The organism is Kitasatospora sp. NPDC056446 (genome assembly GCF_042796115.1).
In the GTDB taxonomy this organism is placed as follows: Bacteria; Actinomycetota; Actinomycetes; order Streptomycetales; family Streptomycetaceae; genus Kitasatospora.
The window spans coordinates 169,795-191,546 of the sequence record NZ_JBHTRF010000002.1 but is presented as its reverse complement, the minus strand read 5'-3'; the positions used below and the strand labels follow the sequence as shown (position 1 = coordinate 191,546).

The following is a 21,752-nucleotide window of genomic DNA, read 5'->3' as shown; positions in this document are numbered from 1 at the left end:
CTCCAGATCTTTTCGCTTGTCTTACAACGGTCTGCGGGGCACCGTACGGGAAGGAAGAACCCACCAGGAGGCGGACAGTGCTCAGCGGCTCACGCGGAACCCCCATACGCATGGCCGTCCTCGCCCTGCTGTGGGGATCGGGCTTCCTCTGGATCAAACTCGCCCTGGCGGGCGGTCTGTCCCCGCTCCACATCACCGTCATCCGCTGCGCGCTGGGGGCGGCCGTGCTGCTGGTCCTGGCCCGGTCCGGCGGCCAGCGCCTCCCGCGTGACCGCAGGACCTGGAGCCACCTCGTGGTGGCCGCCTTCCTGTGCAACGCCCTGCCGTTCTTCCTCCTCGGCACCGGCGAACAGAGCGTCGACTCAGGCGTGGCGGGCGTCCTGAACGCCACAACTCCCCTGTGGTCCCTGGCCATCGGAGTCGCGCTCGGCACGGAGCGCGGGCTGCGCCCGGTCCGCCTGGCCGGACTCCTGCTCGGCTTCGCCGGCACGGTGGTCATCTTCGCCCCGTGGGAGAAGGCCGGCCAGGTGGGCTGGGGCGTGGCGGCGCTGCTCGCCGCAGCCCTCAGCTACGCGGCGGCCTTCGCCTACATGGCCGGACACCTCATCGGCCGCCGGACCGCCCCGCTCGCCCTCTCGGCGGCCCAACTCCTCGCCGCGACAGGCCTGAGCACCCTCGCCCTTCCCGCGGGCACTGCGCCCCCGTCCGGTCCCACGGTCACCGCGGTGGCCGCCGTCGCCGTCCTGGGCGTCTTCGGCACGGGGGTCACCTTCCACCTCAACTCCCGGCTCATCGCCGACGAGGGGCCCACCGCCGCCGCGACCGTCGGCTATCTGCTGCCGGTGGTCTCGGTGGCGCTGGGTGCGGTCGTCCTCGGCGAACGGGTGGGCCCGCGCGTCATCGCGGGCATGGCCCTGGTGCTCGTCGGCGTCGGACTGACGCGCGGTCAAAAACACGTCCCCGCAGGGTCCGGCGCCACGGCGCCGCAGCACGGCTCCGGTTCGGGCATCGGATGAAAGCGACCACGCAGACCGGATCCCCATGGCGGAAGGCCGACTTCCGTACCCTGTTCGCCGCGACGGCACTCAGCCAGCTCGGCACCAACATCGGCTACGTCGCCATCCCGTTCATCGCCGTGTCCGCCCTCGACGCGAGTCCCGGCCAGGTCGGGGCACTCGCCGCCCTCGGCACCGCCGCCTTCCTCCTCATCGGCCTGCCGGCCGGAGCATGGGTGGACCGGATGCGTCATCGGCGTGTGCTGATCGCCGCCGACCTGACGCGGGCGGCCCTCCTCGCCACCGTCCCGTCGGCCTGGTGGCTCGGCTCCCTCACGCTCGGCCAGCTGTACGTGATTGTTCTGCTGAACGGCTGCGCCACCGTCTTCTTCGACGTCGGCTCACAGAGCGTCCTGCCGCAGCTCGTCGGCCGCGACGGTCTCGTCCGGGCGAACGCCGCCGTGGTGAGCCTGATCGCCATGGGCAACGCGGCGGGGCGGGGCGCGGGCGGGGCACTCGTCCAACTGCTCACCGCCCCGGTGGCCGTCGGCTGCGCGGCCGTGGGCTACTTGGCCTCGGCCCTGCGCCTCACCGCGATCCGCCGCACACCCCCGCCGGCCCCGCCGCTGTCCGGGAGGTCCACGCCGCTGAGGGCGCAGATCGCCGAGGGGCTGCGGCACGTACTCGGCAACCGGGAGCTACGAGCCCTCGCGCTCACCGCGGCCCTGGGCAACCTCGGCTCCCAGATCACCAATACCGTGCTTCCGGTCCTGTTCATCCGAGAACTCCACTTCCCGGCCCAGGTGTTGGGCCTGTTCTGGGCGATGGGCGGAGTCGGCCTCCTGCTCGGGGCGCGCTGCGCCCGGCCCATCGCCCGGCGCCTCGGCTACGGCCGCACCCTGGGCCTGCTGGGCCTGTGGCTGGCGCCCGCCGGACTCCTCGTCCCCCTGGTCGGTCGCGGTCCCTGGCTCTGGCTGGCAGGGACCGGCTGGCTGCTGGCCATGTTCAAGACGGGCATGGACAACGTGCTGGGGGTGAGCCTGCGGCAGCGTGCGACGCCCGATGCGCTCCTCGGCCGGATGAACGCCACCTTCCGCTTCCTCCTCACCGGCGCACTCGCCATCGGCTCCGCCGTGGCCGGCGTGATCGGCGAACTGGCCACCGTCCACACCACGCTCTGGGTGGGCGCCGTCTTCCTGGCGACGGCGTTCCTGCCCGTCTTCCTCTCGCCGGTCCGAACGCGACGCGAACTGCCGGAGCAGCGGGAAGCCCCGCCCGCCAAGATCCCCGCAGCGAAGTCCCAGCCGCCCACCCGCCCGCCTCTCACCGCACCGCGTGGCCACGAGCCGCCGAACTGCCTTGGCGGGCAAAGGCGGAGGGTACGGGATTCGAACCCGTGAGGGCACACCTCAGGCGGGATACCTCAGGCGGGACGCCTCAGGCGGGTCGAACAGCCCCCGGGAGCCTGTCGCGACGGGCGCGGACGTGCCGGCGAACTCGTGCGGGCTCCTCCGACCGGCTGGGTCGGCGCGGTGCGGTGCGGGCGGAGTAGCGTGGGGATATCGCGGCGGCCCTGCTCCGGCCCTGCTCCGGTGGGTCGGGCTACTCGGGCTTCTCGGGCAGACAGGAAGGCGGGACAGCGAGATGTCCGTCTACGTGAAACTCTCGGCCGAAGCCCGGGTGCCGGCGGAGCCCTCGAAGGGGCCGCTGGACATGCAGTACGAGGACGGTGCGGACGGCGTCACCTTCGAGTACGACCTGCATCCGAGCGGTGCGCTGCGCGTCCTGCGGGTCTTCGAGGACACGCCGTACCGGATCGAGGTCTGCTTCGGCCCCGGGGCGTGGCTCCAGGTCGTCGGCAGCTATCTGCGAGGCGGCGCCGAGTGCTGACGGCGGTCGGTCCAGGGCTGGGCCCACCGGTCGCGGCCGGTCCGCCCCACCCATACCGTCGTGACCGGGGGCGGGAACGTCGGCACGGGAGGCCAGGATGCGGCACTACCGATGGGTTCTGGAGACACAGGACGACGACGGCCGCTGGTCCCGGCAGGACGACGCTCCCCAGCAGGATCCGCTGGAGTACGACGGGCCGCCCCAGCGGGCGGCCAACCACCTGCGGGACGTGTTCGTGCGCACGCTCTCCCAACCCGCGCCCGGCCCCCGGGCGATCAGGATCCGCCTCTGGGAGGGGGCCGACATCGACGGCCCGCCCCAGGCCGAGGCCGAATGGTCACGCGAGTGACACACCCGGCTCCGCGGCCGTGGCGGGCCGTACGCCGTCGGGCGTGAGGGAGAGCCGTACGGTGGAATCCGGGGCGGCGGGCGTCGTCGTACGACCGAGCGTCGTGGTCATGATCGAAGACCTGTCCCCGGGTCCGGCCCGCGAGGCCGGGCCCGGCACGGTCGGGGCCGGCCGTTCAGACACGCCCGTAGCGGACCGCCTGGTCGGCGAACTCCCGGGCCATCTCCTCGGAGACGGTCGGACGGGTGCGGTGGATGGCGTCCAGGTAGTCCTGGGTGCCGGGTTGGGTGCGCTCCCCGGTGTCGAGGGTGCGTTCGAAGGTGCTCTGGGCGACCGCCATCGAGACCTGTCTGATGTCGGCGGGGGTGAAGCCCTCGCTGGCTTCGGCGAGGACCGCCGTGTCGGCGGCGGTACCCGTCTTCGCCGTGTAGCCGGCCCACAGCGCGTCGCGGGCAGCGGAGTCGGGCGGCCCGACCGGCAGGACGTAGTCGAACCGGCCGTGGCGCAGGAACGCCGGGTCCAGGGCGGCCACCGAGTTGGTGGCGCAGACGAGGAGCCGGCCGTCGCGGTCCCGGAACCGCACGATCGACTTGAGGAGTTCGTTGACCACGCCGACCGACGCGGGGGCGGCGAGGCTGCGCGCACCGGCGACCTCCTCGACCTCGTCGATGAAGAGCAGCACGTGGTCGAGCTGCGCCACCTCCTCGAAGCGGCGGCCCAGCCCGGTGGCCAGCCCGTCCTCGGACGCGAGCCGGGAGGGGAAGAGCTCGATGAACGGCCAGCCGAGCCGACCGGCCACGGCCTTGGCGAACGTGCTCTTGCCCGTGCCCGGCGGACCGAACAGCACGACCGCGCGGGGCGGTTCAACGCCGTGGGCGTCCGCCAGCTCGGGGTTCGCCAGGGGCAGCACCAGCCGCCGTTCGATGAGCCGCTTCTCGTCGGCCATACCCGTGAGCCGCTCCCAGAGGTGGGCTTCGGGCATGACCGCGCCCAGCATCGCCAGGACCGACGGGCCCTGGGTGCCGGCGGCCTCCGACTTCTCGAAGTACGTGAGCCCGCGGTGCGGGTGGAACCCGGAGTTGACCAGTGCGGTGGCGCCGGTCTCCTCCTCGGGCAGCACCGCTGCGACGATCCTGGCCCCGGCGTCCCGCAGACGGTGCTCCAGTGCGGACAGCAGGGCGGTGCCGATGCCCAGGTTCCGCCAGCCGGGATGCAGGGCGATGCGCAGCACCCACGCCCGGTCCCCGTCCACCCGGCCCACCGCCGCGCCCACGAGGCGTCCGTCGGCCACCACGACCACGCTCGGATCACGCGCCTGCAGCGCGGCGACCACGTCGGAGAGGCGGAACACGGCGGCGCGGTCCGTGGTGGCGCTCTCCGCGTCCAGCCGGACCACCGCTTCGAGATCGTCCGGTGTGAAGTCCCGGACACGCCATACAGCCATGTGCCGCTCTCGAACCTCGCGCGCCCCTGGACTTCCATCATGGGCCGCCCCGGCCGACCGCACCACCACGGGAACGACGAAGGCCCGGACCGCTGAGCGGTCCGGGCCTTCTGCCGGCGGAGGATACGAGATTCGAACTCGTGAGGGATTGCTCCCAACACGCTTTCCAAGCGTGCGCCCTAGGCCTCTAGGCGAATCCTCCGTGGGAGAGCTTAGTACATGTTTCGGGGTGGTCGCGACCACCTGTCCCGCAGGTTGGGGGTGGGGGTGGCCTGTGGATCGTCGGGGCCTGGATCCGGTACTGTGGGGCTCAGCCCCTCGTGTGGCGTCATCTCTCTGAACCCCCCCAGGGCCGGAAGGCAGCAAGGGTAGGAGGGCTCTGGCGGGTGCACGGGGGGTCTTTGCGTTCCCGGGGGCGTGCGGGGACTGCGGGGCGACGCGTTTGTCCGTCCGTCCCGATATCGTCGGGGGTGTGTCCCTAGCCCTGTACCGCCGCTACCGCCCCGAGACCTTCGCGGAGGTCATCGGTCAGGAGCACGTGACCGCTCCGCTCCAGCAGGCCCTGCGTAACAACCGGGTCAACCACGCGTACCTGTTCAGCGGGCCGCGCGGATGTGGGAAGACGACGAGCGCGCGCATCCTGGCCCGCTGTCTCAACTGTGAGCAGGGGCCGACGCCGACGCCCTGCGGGGAGTGCCAGTCCTGCCGTGACCTGGCGACCGGGGGGCCCGGTTCGATCGACGTGATCGAGATCGACGCCGCCTCGCACGGTGGTGTGGACGACGCGCGCGAGCTGCGTGAGCGGGCGTTCTTCGCGCCGGTGCACAGCCGGTACAAGATCTTCATCCTGGACGAGGCGCACATGGTGACCTCGGCCGGCTTCAACGCGCTGCTCAAGGTGGTGGAGGAGCCGCCGGAGCACCTCAAGTTCATCTTCGCGACCACCGAGCCGGAGAAGGTCATCGGGACGATCCGGTCCCGGACGCACCACTACCCGTTCCGGCTGGTCCCGCCCGGCACGCTGCGGGACTACCTGGCGGAGGTCTGCGGCCGCGAGCGCATCCAGGTCGAGGACACGGTGTTCCCGCTGGTGGTCCGGGCCGGGGCGGGTTCGGTGCGTGACTCGATGTCGGTCATGGACCAGCTGCTGGCCGGGGCCGGTGAGGACGGCGTCACCTACCCGATGGCGACCGCGCTGCTCGGGTACACCGACTCCGCGCTGCTGGACGAGGTGGTGGACGCCTTCGCCGCGCACGACGGGGCGACGGTGTTCCAGGTGGTCGACCGGGTGGTCGAGGGCGGGCACGACCCGCGCCGTTTCGTCACCGACCTGCTGGAGCGCCTGCGTGACCTGGTGATCCTGGCCACCGTGCCGGACGCGGGGGAGAAGGGGCTGATCGACGCCCCGGCGGACCGGGTCGCGGTGATGCAGGCGCAGGCGGACGGGTTCGGGGCGGCCGAGCTGAGCCGGGCCGCGGACCTCGTCAACACCGGGTTGACCGAGATGCGCGGCAACGCGGCGCCCCGGTTGCAGCTGGAGCTGATCTGCGCCCGGGTGATGCTGCCCGGCGCGTACAGCGACGAGCTGTCGTTGCAGGCGCGGCTGGACAAGCTGGAGCGGCGGGCCTCGGCCGGCGGGTTCGCCGCGCCGATGGCAGGCGCGCCGATGGCAGGCGTGCCGGTGGCGGCCGCTCCGATGGCCGCTCCGGTGGCCGTCGTGCCGGTGATGGAGAGCCCGGCGCAGGCTCCCGCGCAGCCGGTTCCCGTGCCGCAGGCCCCGGTGGCGGTGGCGCCGGTGCAGGCTCCGCAGCCCCCGGCCGCACCCGCCGGGCCTGCCGCGTCCGCGCCCGGTGCCTGGCCGATCCCCCGTAGCTTCCCCCCGGCCGGCAGCGGCGCGCCCGCCCCGGCGGCGGCCCAGCCGCAGGCCGCCCCGGCCCCTGCCGCGGTTCCGGCCCCCGTACCCGCTCCGGCCCCTGCTCCTGCCCCCGCTCCGGCCGCCCCCGGCGGGCAGCCGTCGGCGTCCGCGCAGCAGGGTGCCGCGCAGGTCCGGCAGCTGTGGCCGCAGATCCTGGAGGCGGTGAAGAACCGCCGTCGCTTCACCTGGATCCTGCTCAGCCAGAACGGCCAGGTGGCCGGGTTCGACGGCAGCGTGCTCCAGGTGTCGTTCATCAACGCCGGTGCCCGGGACAGCTTCGCCGGCAGCAACAGCGACGACGTGCTGCGCGCCGCGCTGGCCGACGCGCTGGGCGTGGACTGGCGGATCGAGTGCATCGTGGACCCGTCCGGCGGCACCGGGGCCGCTCCGTCCGGGGCCGGCCCGGTCGGCGCCGCTCCGGGGGGTGCCGCCCAGGGCGGTGGCGGCTGGGGTGCTCCGGCCCGTCCGGCGGCTCCGGCCCCGGCGCCGGTGGCGGCCGTACCCGCGCCGGTGGCCCCGCCCGTACAGGCAGCCCCGGTGCAGGCCCCGCCCGTACAGGCCGCTCCGGTGCAGGCCCCGCGGCCCGCTGCCGCGCCGCCGGCGGCTCCGGTGCGGTCGGTGGCCCCGGAGGACGACATCCCGGAGGAGGACGACCCGGACCTCCACGAGGAGGCCTTCTCCGGTCAGGAACTGATCATTCGCGAGCTGGGAGCGACGGTGCTGGAGGAGATCCACCACCGGGGTACCTGAGCGGGACGCAGCACGTAGGCTCGGCGGTGTCGGGCGGTGTCGGAGGACCCCGCGGACAGCCATGACAGCAAGGAGAGACCCGTGTTCCCCGGTGGTGGCCAGCCCAACATGCAGCAGCTGCTGAAGCAGGCGCAGAAGATGCAGCAGGATCTCGCGAAGGCCCAGCAGGAGCTGGCCGAGACGAAGGTGACCGGTTCGGCGGGCGGCGGCCTGGTCGAGGCGACGGTGACCGGTGCCGGTGAGCTGGTGGCGCTGACCATCGCCCCGGCCGCGGTCGACCCGGAGGACACCGAGACCCTGGCCGACCTGGTCCTGGCGGCGGTCCGGGACGCGAACCAGACCGCGCAGAAGATGCAGGCCGACCGCATGGGCCCGCTGACCCAGGGCCTGGGCGGCGGCGGCATCCCCGGCCTGCCGTTCTGAGCCTGCGGTTCCGAGCCTGCGGTTCCGGTCTGCCGTTCCGGGCCTGAGTGGTTCCGGGGCCTGCCGCTCCGGGCCTGTGGTTCCGGGGCTGATGTCCGGGCCGGTGGCTCCGGGCGACCGGGGCGGGACGGTCCGGAGTTCAACCGGCCGCCGCGTGTGATTTATGTGGGAGTCGGGCGTCGGGCGCTGTGTCCGACGCCCGATTCGTTGGATGATGGCACCGGAGCACCACCGACCATCCGAGGGAAGGCGCGACGTTGTACGAGGGCGTGGTTCAGGACCTGATCGACGAACTGGGCAGGCTGCCCGGCGTCGGGCCCAAGAGCGCCCAGCGGATCGCCTTCCACGTGTTGCAGGCCGACCCGGTCGACGTGCGCCGGCTGGCGCACACGCTGCTGGAGGTCAAGGACAAGGTCCGCTTCTGCGCGGTCTGCGGCAATGTCGCGGAGGCCGAGCAGTGCCGGGTCTGTCTGGACCCCCGCCGCGACCTCGCGGTCATCTGCGTGGTCGAGGAGTCCAAGGACGTCGTCGCCATCGAGCGCACCCGTGAGTTCCGCGGCCGCTACCACGTGCTGGGCGGCGCGATCAGCCCCATCGAGGGCGTCGGCCCGGACGACCTGCGCATCCGCGAGCTGCTGTCGCGCCTCGCGGACGGCACGGTCACCGAGCTGATCCTGGCCACCGACCCCAACCTGGAGGGGGAGGCGACCGCCACCTACCTGGCCCGGCTCTGCAAGCCGATGGGCCTGAAGGTGACCCGTCTGGCGAGCGGCCTGCCCGTCGGCGGGGATCTGGAGTACGCGGACGAGGTCACCCTCGGCCGCGCCTTCGAAGGGAGACGACTGCTCGATGTCTGACCGGACGATCAACCAGCAGCACACCCACGGGCACGGCTCCGAGCCCGACGACTTCGCCGTGCAGATCGCCGACTCGGTGGAGAGTTTCGTGCTCGCCGTCACCGAGGTCGCCAAGGGCGACGAGCCGGGCAGCGCGGTGTCGCTGCTGCTCCTGGAGGTCTCGCAGCTGCTGCTGGCCGGGGGCCGGCTGGGTGCCATCGAGGACGTCGTCCCGGAGGACCGCTTCGAGCCCGACGCCGGTCCCGAGCCGGACGGCGAGCAGCTGCGCGAGCGGCTGGCCGAGCTGCTGGCGCCGATCGACGTCTACCACGAGGTCTTCGACCCGTACGGTCCGCCGGAGAAGCCCAACGCCTTCCGGATCTCGGACGACCTGGCCGGGGTGGTGAGCGAGCTCCAGCACGGTCTGACGCACTACCGCGAGGGCCGGGTCAGCGAGGCGCTGTGGTGGTGGCAGTTCTCGTACCTCTCGAACTGGGGCACGACCTGCACCGCGGTGCTGCGGGCGCTGCAGTCGCTGATCGCGCACGTCCGGCTGGACAGCCCGATCGGGGCGGTCCCGGACGGTGCCGACACCGATGACGACGGGCTCACCGACGAGCAGCTGGAGCAGCAGGCGGGCGATCTGATGGAGGCCGAGCTCGGGCTGGGCCGGTAGCCGGATCCTTCGTCGGACCGGCTTTGTGACGAATGCCTCAGCGGTCCGTCCGGAAAAGAAATCCGGCCGGATTTCCGTCCGCCGGTCCGCTGTTTCTCCGGGGCCGTACCGAATCGCCCGCAGACCTGCCGGTGCGGCCGCCCGTCCGGCCGATCACCTGCTGAAACAGGTGTCTCATCATATGGAAAGCGCCGGTCGGAGCACCCCTGCTCGGTAGACTGGCGCGGACCGCACACCCCCCTCCCCCGGGGGGTACGGGGGCCAGGCGCCCCCGGAAAACGACACAAGTCGAGGAGCGCACGTGGGCCTTGTCGTGCAGAAGTACGGCGGCTCATCCGTTGCGGATGCCGAGGGCATCAAGCGCGTAGCCCGCCGAATCGTTGACGCCAAGAAGGCCGGCCATGAGGTCGTCGTCGTGGTGTCCGCGATGGGCGACACGACGGACGAGCTCATCGAACTCGCCGAGCAGGTGTCACCGCTGCCTGCCGGTCGTGAGTTCGACATGCTGCTGACCGCTGGAGAGCGCATCTCCATGGCGCTGCTGGCCATGGCGATCAAATCCCTGGGTCACGAGGCCCAGTCCTTCACGGGCAGCCAGGCCGGTGTCATCACCGACTCGGTCCACAACAAGGCGCGCATCATCGACGTGACGCCGGGCCGCATCCGCACCGCCCTGGACGAGGGCAACATCGCGATCGTGGCCGGCTTCCAGGGGGTGTCCCAGAGCAGCAAGGACATCACCACGCTGGGCCGGGGCGGCTCGGACACCACCGCCGTCGCCCTCGCCGCCGCCCTCAAGGCGGAGGTCTGCGAGATCTACACCGACGTGGACGGCGTGTTCACCGCCGACCCGCGCGTGGTGAAGAAGGCCCGCAAGATCGACTGGATCGCCTACGAGGACATGCTGGAACTGGCATCCTCGGGTTCCAAGGTGCTGCTCGACCGCTGTGTGGAGTACGCCCGGCGCTACAACATCCCGATTCACGTACGCTCGTCCTTCTCGGGTCTTCCCGGGACGATCGTCAGCAACGACAACCCGAACCAGCCCGAAGGGGGCGAGATGGAGCAGGCCATCATCTCCGGAGTCGCCCACGACACCTCCGAGGCCAAGGTCACCGTCGTCGGTGTGCCCGACAAGCCGGGTGAGGCGGCCCGGATCTTCCGTGCCATCGCGGACGCCGAGGTCAACATCGACATGGTGGTGCAGAACGTCTCCGCCGCGTCGACCGGACTGACCGACATCTCCTTCACCCTGCCCAAGACCGAGGGCCAGAAGGCCATCGACGCGCTCGGCCGGGTCAAGGAGGGCATCGGCTACGAGTCGCTGCGCTACGACGACGCGATCGGCAAGATCTCGCTGGTCGGCGCCGGTATGCGTTCCAACCCGGGCGTCACCGCGACCTTCTTCGAGGCGCTGTCCGCCGCGGGCGTCAACATCGAGCTGATCTCCACCTCGGAGATCCGGATCTCGGTGGTCACCCGCGCCGACGACGTGCCGGAGGCCGTGCGCGCCGTGCACAGCGCCTTCGGGCTCGACAGCGCGTCGGACGAAGCCGTCGTCTACGGCGGCACCGGGCGATGACCCGGGCGCGGAGCGGGGGCCCCGGGCGATGACCCGGCGGCCGAACCTCGCCGTCGTCGGCGCCACCGGCGCGGTCGGCGAGGTCCTGCTCGGCCTGCTCTCGCTCCGTCAGGACGTCTGGGGCGAGGTCCGACTCGTCGCCTCCCCGCGTTCGGCCGGCCGCAAGCCGGTGGTGCGCGGCGAGGCCGTCGAGGTCGTCCCGCTCGCGGAGGAGGCCTTCGCGGGGATCGACGTCGCCGTGTTCGCCGTCCCCGACGAGGTCTCCGCCCAGTGGGCGCCGATCGCGGCGGCCAAGGGCGTCGTCGTGGTCGACGACTCGGCCGCCTTCCGCACCGTCGAGGACGTGCCGCTGGTCGTCCCGGAGGTCAACGCGGCCGCGCTGCGGATCCGTCCGCGCGGCATCGTCGCCAGCCCGGCCAGCACCACCCTCGCGATGATCGCGGCGGTCGGCGCGCTGCACGCCGAGTACGGGCTGGCGCAACTCGTGGTCGCCTCCTACCAGGCCGCCGGCGGCGAGGGCCGGGACGGCGAGGCGGCGCTGCGCGAGCAGGCCGCGCTGGTCGCGGGCATCGAGGTCGGCCGGCAGACCGGCGACCTGCGCGCGGTGATCGCCGACCACGGGCCCTTCGCCGCCCCGCTCGCCTTCAACGCCGTGCCCTGGACCGGCGGGCTGCGCGAGGGCGGCTGGGCCGCCGAGGAGATGGGCATCCGCGACGAGTCCCGCAAGATCCTCGGCCTGCCCGCGCTGAAGGTCTCCGCGACCTGCGTCCACATCCCCGTCATCCGCACCCACGCGCTGGCCGTGCACGCCCGGTTCGAACGCGAGGTCACCCAGGAGCACGCGCAGGACATCCTGCGGGACGCGCCCGGCGTGGTCCTCTACGACGACCCGGCGGCGGGCGAGTTCCCGACGCCGAACGACGTGGTCGGGACGGACCCGGTCTGGGTCGGGCGGGTGCGCCGGGCCCTGGACGAGCCGGACGCGCTGGACCTGTTCCTGTGCGGGGACAACCTGCGCAAGGGGGCGGCGCTCAACCTGCTGCAGATCGCGGAGCTGGTGGCGGGCGAGCTGACGGTGGAGTAGCCGGCGGCGGAGTAGCTGACGGTGGAGTAGGGGACGGGCTGCTGGTCCCTCTGCCGGGTGATGCCGTCCCGCGGCTTCCGATGTGTCCGCTTGTGTCCATACCTGTGTCCGCTCCTCGACACAATCTGTCCGGAATCCCGTGGGAATCCCCTGGAGGCCGCTTCCGCCCATGCGGAAGAATGGCCCCCGGGCTGGGCAACCATGACAGGGGATCGAGTGTCCAACGGGCGTGGCGAACGTGATGGTGGGGGCAAGGGCGGGCATTCCGGCGAGAGCCGCGGTGCCGTTCCCCTCGCGCGCCCCGAGGCCTGCGAGTAGGCCGGAAGACGACCAGATGACGGCGGCCGCACCCGGTGCGGCGGACTCCGGCGCGGGTACCGACGCAGGTACCAGCGAGGACCTGCTCACCGAGACCTACCAGGCGCACTACCGCTCGCTGCTGCGGCTCGCCGCGCTGCTCCTGGACGACCTCTCCAGTTGCGAGGACGTCGTCCAGGAGGCGTTCATCCGGGTGCACGCCGCCCGGCGCCGGGTGCGCGAGCCCGAGAAGACCCTGGCCTACCTGCGGCAGACGGTCGTCAACCTGTCCCGCTCCACGCTGCGCCGCCGGATCCTCGGGCTGCGACTGCTGCAGAAGCCCATGCCTGACATGGCCAGTGCAGAAGAAGGTGCCTACGATGCCCTGGAGCGCGACCAGTTGAAGGCCGCGCTGCGTGGACTGCAACGCCGTCAGCGGGAGGTTCTGGTGCTGCGTTACTTCCTGGACATGACGGAGGCGCAGGTCGCCGAGACCCTGGGCATCTCGCTCGGCTCGGTGAAGGCCTACGGATCGCGCGGACTCGCGGCCCTCCGCACCCGGATGGAGGCCTGACATGGCTGAGGCCGAGGCCGGCGGTACCGGGGGCGGGCTCTCGTCGGGGCGTCCGGAGCCGGCGCGGTCGGTGGAGCCGGTGCGGTCGGTGGAGGTCGCCGAGCCCGTCGAGCCCGCGGAGCTCTCCGGGGCGTCCGGACTGTCGTCCGAGGAACGGGCGGTGCGGGACCTGATGCACCACGCCGTCTCCGGGGTCCAGCCGTCGACCGGCGGACTGCCCCGGATCCGGCGGGCCGTACCCCGGCGGCGGGCCGCCCGGCGCAGCGCCTGGACCGGGGCCGCCGCACTCGCCGTCGCCGTCGCGATCGCCCTGCCCGTGCTGCACGAGGGGGAGCACTTCGGGCTCTCCGGCGGCCCCGGCGCGGCCGCCGCCAAGAGCCCGGCCGCCACGGCGCCCAGCGGCACCGCCTCCGGCACCGGCGGCACCGGAACGGTCCCGGCCGCCGGTTCGAGCGGCACCGGGGACGCCTCGCCGGCCGCGGGTACGGCCGCCGTCTCGCACCCTCCCGGCACCGGCGCCCCGCGCACCGACGGCGCCGTCCCGCCCACCGGGACCTCCGGCGGCGGAGACGGCCGCATCGTCCCGCTCTGCACCCGCACCGACCTCGGGGACGGCATCGCCCAGGTCGGCCAGGCCGACGCGGCGGGGCGGATCTACGGCTCGTTCACCGTCTACAACGTCTCCGGGCACAGCTGCCGCGTCGGCGGCCCGGGCGCGGTGGCCGTCACCGGCGTCAGCGGCGGCGACCGCAGCCGCATCCGTACCGCCGACCACACCCCCGGGGACCCGGCCACCGGGCTGACCGCGATGGACGCGGAACCGCCGGTGCTCGCCCCGCAATCCGGGTACCGGGTGTCGTTCGCCTGGATCCCCGACCAGGGCTGCGCCGTTCTGGGCGGCTCCGGAGGTTCCGGCGGCTCGGGTGGTTCCGGAGGTTCGGGCGGTTCGGGTGGTTCCATCGGCGCGCCGGCCGGCGTCAACCAGGTGTCCCTGAACTCCCAGGCCCCCGGCGCCTCGGGCGTCCCGGGAACGGGCTCCGGAGCCACCGGCGCCCCCACCTCCAACCCCCAGGCCAGCTCGTCGCCCTCGGCGGGCGCCACCTCGGCGCCCAGCCCCACCGCCACCCCGACCGGCAACCCGACCACCGCACCCCCCACCGCCTCCATCGCCCACACCCCCGCCCCCGGCAGTCCCACCGCCGCCACCGCGACCCTGCCCCTGCCCGTGGCGTGCAGCGGCACCCTCTACCGGGGTGGCGTCCAGGCGGTCGGCGGCTCGGTGCCGCAGCCGTCGGGCTCGCCCTCGGCGGGGTGAGGGGAGCCCCGTACCGGCCCCTGGGGGCGGAGCGGGTGTGAGGAGTGGTTACCGTGGGGGGTGTGTACCGGTTCCTCCTGACTCCCCGATGGCTGGGCGGCACCGCGATGGCCGTGGCGGCCGTGGCGGTGTGCGTGTGGCTGGGCTCCTGGCAGCTCGGCCGCTTCGAGGACCGGGTGTCCACGCACAACGAGACCAAGCAGTCGATCACCGCTTCGGGTGACGCCCGGCCGATCGACGCACTGCTCGACCAGGCGACCCCGCAGGTGACCACGGAGACCGTCGGCAAGTCCGTCACGGTGACCGGCAGCTACGACACCGAGCACCAGCTGCTCGTCCCCAACCGGGTGCTGGACGGCAAGCAGGGCTACTACGTGCTCACCCCGCTGCGCACCGCCGACGGCCACGCCGTCGCCGTGGTGCGCGGCTGGGCTCCCGGGGCGCCGACGGCGGGGACGTCGCCGGGCGGGCCGGTGGCCGACGGACCCGTGACGGTGACCGGGCGCTTGCAGGCCAACGAATCCGTGGGAAGCAACGGCGCGGTGGCCGGCGGGCTCCCGGCCGGGCAGCTGGGCATGATCAACCGGGCCTCGCTGCTGAACGTGCTGGAGTACGACGGCTGGTACGACGGCTGGGTGGCCGTCGACGAGGCGCCCGCCGGGCTGACCCCCGTCCCGACGGTGCAGCCGCAGGGCGGGGACGGGCTCACCCTGCGCGCGTTCCAGAACCTGGGCTACACCCTGGAGTGGTTCGTCTTCGGGGGCTTCGTCGTGTTCATGTGGTTCCGCCTGATCCGCCGGGAGGCGGAGGCGGAACAGGACCGGGCCCTGGGACTGGACCCGGTCCTGGACTGACTTGGTCTGGCTTCGGCTGGCTTGGACTGACCTGGTCTGACCTGGAGGCGCCGGCCGGCTCGTTCGGCCGGCTCGGTCGGTGCTCGGCCGGTACCGGGTCAGCGCTTGGGCGGCTGCGGTGGTGCGGCCGTCGGCTTGGGCGGCGTCGGCAGGGCCGGGGCCGGGGCCGCCGGGGTGGGCGGTGCCGGGGTCGGCGTCAGCCCCAGCGGCTGGGCGGGCGCCGTCGAACCGGTGGGCCCCGGCGTCGGAGTGCCCGCGCAGTTGCCGTGGCCGCCGCTGACCTGGTCGTCCGAGTCGTAGTGGTCGATGTGGTGGTGCACGGTGCGCCCGGTCTTCGTGCCCTTGGACCCGGAGCCCTTCGAGCCCGACGAACCCGATGAACCCGACGAGCCGCCCGACCCCTTGGACCCCTTGGCGAGCTGGACCGTACCGTCCTGGGCGGTCGGCTCGTACGCCGCCAGGGCGACGGTGGTGCCCGTCCCGGTCGCGCCCGTTCCGCCTACGCCCGTCCCGGTCACGCCTGTTCCTGCCACCCCTGTCCCGGCCACCCCTGTCCCGGCCGCGCCGGCCTTGGTCGCGGTGGCGAGCGGTGCGGCCGGGACGGCCGGTGCGGGCGGTGCCGTGGTGTGCGCGGGCGGCGCGGCCGGTACGGGCGGAGCGGTCGGCCTGGCGGCCGAGGGGCTCGGCGCCGGCGGACCGGCCGGTGGCGGGCAGGAGGCCTCGTCGCGCTGCGAACCCGAGCAGCCGGTGAGCGCCAGGGCCCCGGCCACCACCACGCCCGCCAGCATCAGCGTGCGTCTCACACCGTCTCCCCGGCTCCGTCGTGCCCGACCGCGGCCAGGTGCCGGCGGACGAAGTCGATCTCCAGCCGCAGCTGCCTGATCCGCTCCTCGACGACCAGCGACCCGTGCCCGGCGTCGTACCGGTACACCTCGTGCGGCTTGCCGAGCTGCTCCAGCCGCTCGACGTAGTTCTCGATCTGCCGGATCGGGCAGCGCGGGTCGTTCACCCCGGCGCTGATGTACACCGGCACCCGCACCTGCTCGACGTAGCTCAGCGGCGAGGAGGCGGTGAAGCGCTCCGGGACCTCCTCCGGGGTGCCGCCGAAGAGCGTGCGGTCCAGCGACTTGAGCGCCTCCATCTCGTCGGCGTACGCGGCATGGTAGTCCGCGACCGGCACGGCGGCGACGCCGAGCGCCCAGGCGTCGGGCTGGACGCCGAGGCCGAGCAGGGTCAGGTAGCCGCCCCAGCTGCCGCCGGTCAGCACCAGGCGGCGCGGGTCGGCGAGGCCGGCGGCGACCGCCCACTCGCGGACCGCCGCGATGTCCTCCAGCTCGATCAGGCCGACGCGCTCGTGCAGGGCGTCGGTCCAGGCCTGGCCGTAGCCGGTCGAACCCCGGTAGTTGACCCGGACCACCGCGAAGCCGTGGTCCAGCCAGGCGGCCGGGCCGGCGGCGAAGGAGTCGCTGTCGTGGTGGGTCGGGCCGCCGTGGATCTCGAACACGGTGGGGAACGGGCCGTCCTCCGGGCCGGCCCCGGCCGGCCGCTGCACGAGGGCGTGCACCCGCCCGCCGGGCCCGTCCACCCAGACGTCCTCGACCGGCACCGAACCGGGCGGCACCGGGCCGGGCGCCCGCAGCACGACCGTCCCGGCGGTGGAGCGGACGGCGGCGGGCTCGGCGGCGGAGGACCACAGGTACTCGACGGTGCCGTCCGGGCGGGCGGTGGCGCCGCCGACGGTGCCGCGCGGGGTGTCCAGGCGGGTGAGCCGGCCGGGGGCACCGGTCGTGGGGGTGGCGGCCGTGGTGGCACCGGCGGTGGCGGCGTCGGCGGCCGTGGTGGCGTCGGGTGCGGAGGCGTCGGGGAGCGGGTACGAGAACAGTTCGCTGCGCGCCTCGTACTCGTGCTCCACCAGCAGTTCCGCGGCGCCCGGGCGCCACTGCGCGGAGACGTCGCCGGGCAGTTCGCGGCCCTGCTCGTCACGCAGTGGCAGCGCGGTCTCGACGCCGGTGGCGACGTCCCAGATCATCGGCTCCCAGCGGCCGGTGCGCTGGTGCGCGACCAGCAGCCGGGTGTCGCCCTCGACCGGGGCGAAGCCGAGGCAGGCGAGGCCGCGCGGCTCGTCCCGGCCGGTGACCTCGTCCAGTTCGGCGACGGTCTCGACGGTTCCGGACCCGGTGATCCGGACGACCCGGATCGAGGAGTGCATCGCGTCGCCGTGCTCGGTGTGGTCGATGGCGAGCAGCGTGCCGTCGTGGCTGAGGTCGCCGACGCCGCCGTACTCCGCGTGCCGGTAGATCTCCACCGGCTCGGCGTCGCCCGGGCGGCGCAGGTGCAGGGTGGTGCCGTCCTCGTCGGTGGAACGGCCGACGACCACGGTGCCGTCCCGGCCCAGGGCCAGACCGGCCGAGTAGGAGGGGGCGAGGCCGGGCACGGCCTCCTCGTCCGGGCCGCCCGCGAACGGCTGGCGGCGCCAGACGCCGAACTCGTCGCCGTCGTTGTCGTCGAACCACCAGACCCAGGCACCGTCGGGGGACAGCTCGGCGTCGGTGGTGCCGTTCGGGCGGTCGGTGACCCGGCGGTGGGCGCCGGTGGCGCGGTCCCAGGCGTAGACCTCGTAGGTGCCGGTCGCGTTGGACACGTACAGCGCCCGGTCCGGGGCGTCCTCCGCCCAGTCGGGCAGCGACACCCGGGCCGCCCTGAACCGCTGCTCCCACGCCGGTACGGCGCTCTTCTCCTCGCTCATCCGACCATCCAACCCGATCGGGGGGAGGGAATGGAACGGGCGGGTGGGCGCTGGGGCCACCCGCCCGGTCGCCCGGGGGTGTTCACGAAGGGGTCGGGGCCCTTCGTGGCCGTTCGGCTCCGGGGCGGTGGGCGCCGGCGGTGCCGGGTGCGCCGGGCGCCCTCGGGCGGGCGCTCTCGGAAGGGCGCACTCGGGCGGGTGCTCCCGGGCGGGGCGCACTCGGGCGAGCGCTCCCGGGCTCAGGCGCCCGGCACGCGGTCGAGGAAGCCGTACACCGCGCCGATCCGACCGTCCGGCGTCGCCGACAGCACGTCGAAGCCGATCACCACCGGCTCCGCGCCCGCCGGGCCGAGGTTCCAGGTGAAGCGGGCGATGTCGTGGTGCGCGTCCACCGGGCCGAGGGTGAACTCCAGCCCCGGGAACTGGGCCTGGGCCGCGCCGATCAGGGCGTCGATCGCGTCCCGGCCGACGACCGCGGCCAGCGGGTCCGTGTAGCGGCCGTCCACGGCCCACACCTCGTCGACCAGCTTGCGGCGGGCCGCCGGGTCGGTCTCGTTCCACACCGCGAGGTAGCGCTCGGCGAGCTGCTGAAGGGCGGCGGTGGTGATCTCGGTCATCGTCATCTCCCGTGCTGCGGTGGGTGGTCGGCCGGTCGCTCCCGGTGCTCACCAAGGTACGGACGGGCCGTCGGCGGCGAATCCGTCACGTATCGGTAGGGGGTACGTAGGCCGGTCGGGGACCGGTGCCGGGCGACTGGGTAGGGTCGGGGGCATGCTGTACGGGAGGGAAAGCGAACAGGGCGCCGTGGACGGGCTGTTGGACGCGGCCCGGGCGGGTCGCAGCGGCGCTCTGCTGCTCCGGGGCGAGGCCGGCATCGGCAAGACCGCGCTGCTGGACGACGCCGTCAGGCGGGCCGGGCAGTCGTTCCGGGTGATCCGGGCGGCGGGCGTCGAGTACGAGGCCGAACTGCCGTACGCCGGGCTGAGCCTGCTGCTCGCGCCCGGCCTGGACCGGCTGGACGCCCTACCCGGTCCGCAGCGACGGGCGCTGGAGACGGCGTTCGGGCTGGCCGACGGCGCCGAGCCGTCCGGCGGCGCGTCCGGCGGTGTGTCCGGCGGTGTGTCCGACCGGCTGCCCGGCAGCGCGCCCGGCGGCCCTTCCGGCGGTGCGTCCGGTGGTGTGTCCGACCGGCTGTTGGTCGGGTTGGCCACGCTCGCCCTGCTCGCCGAACTCGCCGTCGAGCAGCCGCTGTTGTGCGTCCTGGACGACATCCAGTGGCTGGACCGGGCCTCCCTGGACGCGCTGCTGCTGGCCGCGCGGCGCTTCCAGGCCGAGGGCATCGCCCTGCTGCTCGCCGCCCGTACCGGCGCCGGTACGGGTACCGGTGCCGGTACTGGTGTCGGTACTGCTGTCGGCGGCGGTACGGACGCATCGGCGGGCCGCCGACTGGGCCTCCCCGAACTGGAGGTGACCGCCCTGGCCGAGGCCGACGCCGGCCGCCTGCTGGCCCGGCGGGCCGGCCCCGACCTGCCCGCCGCCGTCCGCGACCGGCTGCTCGCCGAAGCCGCCGGAAACCCGCTCGCACTCACCGAACTCCCGGTCGCCACCGGCCCGCAGGCGCACCCGCCGGGCGCCCTCCCGCTCACCAGCCGCCTGCTGATCGCCTTCCACGGCCAGGTCACCGGACTGCCCGCCGCCACCCAGACGCTGCTCCTGGTCGCGGCCGCCGAGGAGAGCGGCGCACTCGACGTCGTCCTGCCCGCCGCGGCCGCCCTCGGTATCGCCGCCGAACACCTCGCCCCCGCCGAGGAGACCGGCCTGGTGACCGTCACCGCCGACCGCCGGATCGCCTTCCGGCACCCGCTGCTCCGCTCGGCCATCCTCCAACGCGCCCCGCACCACCAGAAGTTGACGGTCCACACCGCCGTGGCCGGCGCACTGCCCGAGGGCGACCGCCGCACCTGGCACCTGGCCCTCGCCGCCACCGCCCCCGACGCAGGCATCGCCGACGCGCTCGAACGCACCGCCGTCCGAGCCGGCCGCCGCGGCGGCCACGGCGGCGCAGCCGCGTACGAACGCGCCGCCCGGCTCACCCCGGACCGCGACGCCGCCACCCGCCGACTCGTCCTGGCCGCCGAATCCGCCACCGAGGAAGGCGAGTTGGACCGCGCCGAAACACTCGCCGACGAGGCCGCCGCCCGCACCGACAGCGTCCTCGCACACGCCCTGCTCGACCAGGTCCGGGCCACCGCGCACTTCTGGCGCGGCTCCTACCCGACCGCCCACCGGCTCCTGCTCGACGCCGCCGGAACCGCCATCGACCCGTCGTACGCCGCCCGGATGCTGTTCCAGGCCTTCCACGCCGCCTGGTACGCCGGAGCGGAACCGGCGGCCGCCGTCCTGGACCGCCTCGCGGCCCTGCCCCTGGCCGACGGAGACCCCCTCGCCCCGCTCGCCCGCCACCTGCCCGCCGCCGTCCTCCCGGCCCTCGGCCGACCCGCCGCCGCACTGCCGCCGGCCCGGGAGACCGCCGACGCCGCCCGCCGCGCCGGCGCCGAAAGCCCGGTCGACCTGGTCCAGTTGTGCGGCGCCACCCTGATCCTCGGCCGCGACGACGAGACCGCCGAACTCGGCGCCGAACTCATCGCCGAAGCCCGGGCCAAGGGCACCATCGGCGTGATGCCCACCCTCCAGTTCTTCCACGCCGAAGCCGAACTCTTCCACGGCCGCCACCGCGACGCCGAACTCACCGCCACCGAGGCCCTCGGCCTCGCCCGCGACACCGGCCAACACCAGTGGGTCAGCCAACTCGCCGCACTGCTCGCCTACACGGCCGCACTCGACGGCCGCGCCGACCACTGCGCCGAACTCGCCGCCACCGCCCTCGCCACCACCGGCCCGCACACCGCCGCCCCCGCCGCCGGCCTCCCCTGGGCCCACTGGGCCCTCGCCCTGCTCGACCTCGACCTCGGCCACGGCCGCGCCGGCGACGCCGCCGACCGCCTCCACACCCTCACCACCGGCCCGCACCGGCACCACGTCAGCGCCACCCGGGCCGTCCCCGACCTGGTCGAAGCCGCCGTCCGCCTCGGCACCCCCGAACGCGCCACCGAACCGTACGAACGCTTCGCCCGCTGGGCAGCCGCCGCCGACCGCCCCTGGGCCGAAGCCCTCCGCCTCCGCTGCCAGGCCCTGCTCGGCCCCGACGAACTCGCCGAATCCGCCTACCGGGCCGCCCTCGCCCTGCACGGAACCGCCCACCGCCCCTTCGAACAGGCCCGCACCGCCCTCCTCTACGGCGAATGGCTGCGCCGCACCCGCCGCCGCACCGACGCCCGCCCCCACCTGCGCGCCGCCCTGGAGACCTTCGACCGCCTCGCCGCCCACCCCTGGGCCGCCCGCGCCCGCACCGAACTCTCCGCCACCGGCACCCCGGCCCCCACCCCGTCGGACACCCCTCAGTCCCCCCTGACCCCCCAGGAACTCCAGATCGCCCGCCTCGCCGCCCGGGGCCTCACCAACCGCGACATCGCCGCCCAGCTCTTCCTCAGCCCCCGCACCGTCGCCCACCACCTCTACAAGGCCTACCCGAAGCTCGCCATCACCTCCCGCACCGAACTCCCCACCACCCTCTGACCCCCACCCCCAGGGCCCCCGCCGGACACGGACACCGGCGGCGAACCGGCCAAGCGGACATCGGGGACGGCGCCGCCGGCCCATGTCGCCCGGCACCCGCCCCGCCCGGCCGAAGGCCCCTGCCGCACCCCCGGCCTCCCCGGACGGCCACCCCGGCGCCCGGGTGACGGGCACCACCGTCGACGCGCCGCACCCCCCGGGGCCGACCGCCTTCGGACACAACGACAGAGGGCCAGTCAGATTACTCTGACTGGCCCTCTGTACTGGGTCGGGGTGGCGGGATTTGAACCCACGGCCTCTTCGTCCCGAACGAAGCGCGCTACCAAGCTGCGCCACACCCCGGTCCTGCGGTTTGTTGCTCTGTTTCCTTCGCAACGAGTAGAACT

The 21,752-nt window shown here is 74.0% G+C and carries 18 protein-coding genes, 2 tRNA genes and 1 other RNA gene; 15 read left to right on the top strand and 6 right to left on the bottom strand.

The annotated features are described in order from the left end of the window. Nucleotides 1-110: 110 nt before the first annotated feature. The 4 genes from ACFQ6N_RS02380 to ACFQ6N_RS02365 all read left to right on the top strand — a co-directional run bounded on the left by ACFQ6N_RS02380 (nucleotide 111) and on the right by ACFQ6N_RS02365 (nucleotide 3,234). Nucleotides 111-1,016, top strand: coding sequence for a DMT family transporter (locus ACFQ6N_RS02380; protein WP_380646314.1), 906 nt, complete (start codon nucleotides 111-113; stop codon nucleotides 1,014-1,016). After that, complete coding sequence (locus ACFQ6N_RS02375) at nucleotides 1,013-2,395, top strand: MFS transporter (RefSeq protein ID WP_380646313.1); 1,383 nt, start codon at nucleotides 1,013-1,015, stop codon at nucleotides 2,393-2,395. The genes ACFQ6N_RS02380 and ACFQ6N_RS02375 overlap by 4 nt, the downstream gene beginning before the upstream one ends. A gap of 244 nt (nucleotides 2,396-2,639) precedes the next feature. Further along, nucleotides 2,640-2,885 (top strand): hypothetical protein, encoded by a 246-nt coding sequence (locus tag ACFQ6N_RS02370; RefSeq protein ID WP_380646312.1) that lies wholly within the window; start codon nucleotides 2,640-2,642, stop codon nucleotides 2,883-2,885. A 97-nt stretch (nucleotides 2,886-2,982) separates the two neighbouring features. Next, a complete protein-coding gene (locus tag ACFQ6N_RS02365) occupies nucleotides 2,983-3,234 on the top strand; it encodes a hypothetical protein (RefSeq protein ID WP_380646311.1) in 252 nt (83 codons plus the stop codon). A 175-nt stretch (nucleotides 3,235-3,409) separates the two neighbouring features. Here the strand turns inward: ACFQ6N_RS02365 and ACFQ6N_RS02360 are convergent, their stop codons facing one another. Both ACFQ6N_RS02360 and ACFQ6N_RS02355 read right to left on the bottom strand, forming a co-directional pair. Then, nucleotides 3,410-4,678 carry an ATP-binding protein gene (locus ACFQ6N_RS02360; RefSeq protein WP_380646309.1) on the bottom strand — a complete coding sequence of 423 codons (1,269 nt, stop codon included), beginning with the start codon at nucleotides 4,676-4,678 and terminating at the stop codon, nucleotides 3,410-3,412. Between the two features lie 117 nt (nucleotides 4,679-4,795). Then, nucleotides 4,796-4,880: transfer RNA gene (locus tag ACFQ6N_RS02355), tRNA-Ser, on the bottom strand. A gap of 110 nt (nucleotides 4,881-4,990) precedes the next feature. Between ACFQ6N_RS02355 and ffs the strand changes: the two genes are divergently transcribed. The 10 genes from ffs to ACFQ6N_RS02305 all read left to right on the top strand — a co-directional run bounded on the left by ffs (nucleotide 4,991) and on the right by ACFQ6N_RS02305 (nucleotide 14,984). Further along, nucleotides 4,991-5,081, top strand: an RNA gene (gene ffs, locus ACFQ6N_RS02350) — signal recognition particle sRNA small type. A gap of 69 nt (nucleotides 5,082-5,150) precedes the next feature. Further along, nucleotides 5,151-7,343 carry a DNA polymerase III subunit gamma and tau gene (locus ACFQ6N_RS02345; protein WP_380646308.1) on the top strand — a complete coding sequence of 731 codons (2,193 nt, stop codon included), beginning with the start codon at nucleotides 5,151-5,153 and terminating at the stop codon, nucleotides 7,341-7,343. Nucleotides 7,344-7,424: 81 nt separating this feature from the next. After that, a complete protein-coding gene (locus ACFQ6N_RS02340; RefSeq protein WP_380646307.1) occupies nucleotides 7,425-7,766 on the top strand; it encodes a YbaB/EbfC family nucleoid-associated protein in 342 nt (113 codons plus the stop codon). Nucleotides 7,767-8,023: 257 nt separating this feature from the next. Continuing rightward, complete coding sequence (gene recR / locus ACFQ6N_RS02335; protein ID WP_380646306.1) at nucleotides 8,024-8,623, top strand: recombination mediator RecR; 600 nt, start codon at nucleotides 8,024-8,026, stop codon at nucleotides 8,621-8,623. Then, nucleotides 8,616-9,278: a DUF5063 domain-containing protein gene (locus ACFQ6N_RS02330; protein WP_380646305.1), complete on the top strand. Its 663-nt coding sequence runs from the start codon at nucleotides 8,616-8,618 to the stop codon at nucleotides 9,276-9,278. The genes recR and ACFQ6N_RS02330 overlap by 8 nt, the downstream gene beginning before the upstream one ends. Before the next feature lie 301 nt (nucleotides 9,279-9,579). After that, on the top strand, nucleotides 9,580-10,860 hold the full coding sequence (locus ACFQ6N_RS02325) for an aspartate kinase (RefSeq protein WP_380646304.1): 1,281 nt from the start codon (nucleotides 9,580-9,582) through the stop codon (nucleotides 10,858-10,860). Between the two features lie 28 nt (nucleotides 10,861-10,888). Further along, nucleotides 10,889-11,944, top strand: coding sequence for an aspartate-semialdehyde dehydrogenase (locus tag ACFQ6N_RS02320; RefSeq protein ID WP_380646302.1), 1,056 nt, complete (start codon nucleotides 10,889-10,891; stop codon nucleotides 11,942-11,944). Nucleotides 11,945-12,278: 334 nt separating this feature from the next. After that, entirely contained in the window at nucleotides 12,279-12,815 is a 537-nt protein-coding gene (locus tag ACFQ6N_RS02315) for a SigE family RNA polymerase sigma factor (RefSeq protein ID WP_380646301.1), read from the top strand. Nucleotide 12,816: 1 nt separating this feature from the next. Beyond that, on the top strand, nucleotides 12,817-14,130 hold the full coding sequence (locus tag ACFQ6N_RS02310) for a hypothetical protein (protein WP_380646300.1): 1,314 nt from the start codon (nucleotides 12,817-12,819) through the stop codon (nucleotides 14,128-14,130). A 62-nt stretch (nucleotides 14,131-14,192) separates the two neighbouring features. Beyond that, a complete protein-coding gene (locus tag ACFQ6N_RS02305) occupies nucleotides 14,193-14,984 on the top strand; it encodes an SURF1 family protein (protein WP_380646299.1) in 792 nt (263 codons plus the stop codon). A 98-nt stretch (nucleotides 14,985-15,082) separates the two neighbouring features. Here ACFQ6N_RS02305 and ACFQ6N_RS02300 read toward each other — a convergent pair whose 3' ends face one another. From ACFQ6N_RS02300 to ACFQ6N_RS02290, 3 genes are all read right to left on the bottom strand, one after another. After that, nucleotides 15,083-15,787: a hypothetical protein gene (locus ACFQ6N_RS02300; protein ID WP_380646297.1), complete on the bottom strand. Its 705-nt coding sequence runs from the start codon at nucleotides 15,785-15,787 to the stop codon at nucleotides 15,083-15,085. Further along, on the bottom strand, nucleotides 15,784-17,730 hold the full coding sequence (locus tag ACFQ6N_RS02295) for a S9 family peptidase (protein ID WP_380646296.1): 1,947 nt from the start codon (nucleotides 17,728-17,730) through the stop codon (nucleotides 15,784-15,786). Before ACFQ6N_RS02295 ends, ACFQ6N_RS02300 begins: the two co-directional genes overlap by 4 nt. A gap of 239 nt (nucleotides 17,731-17,969) precedes the next feature. Beyond that, nucleotides 17,970-18,347 carry a nuclear transport factor 2 family protein gene (locus ACFQ6N_RS02290; RefSeq protein WP_380646295.1) on the bottom strand — a complete coding sequence of 126 codons (378 nt, stop codon included), beginning with the start codon at nucleotides 18,345-18,347 and terminating at the stop codon, nucleotides 17,970-17,972. 154 nt (nucleotides 18,348-18,501) lie between these two features. On the opposite strand from ACFQ6N_RS02290, the gene ACFQ6N_RS02285 reads away from it, so the two are divergent. Beyond that, nucleotides 18,502-21,366 (top strand): AAA family ATPase, encoded by a 2,865-nt coding sequence (locus ACFQ6N_RS02285; protein ID WP_380646293.1) that lies wholly within the window; start codon nucleotides 18,502-18,504, stop codon nucleotides 21,364-21,366. A 268-nt stretch (nucleotides 21,367-21,634) separates the two neighbouring features. Here ACFQ6N_RS02285 and ACFQ6N_RS02280 read toward each other — a convergent pair. Continuing rightward, a tRNA-Pro gene (locus ACFQ6N_RS02280) sits at nucleotides 21,635-21,708 on the bottom strand. Nucleotides 21,709-21,752: the final 44 nt, after the last annotated feature.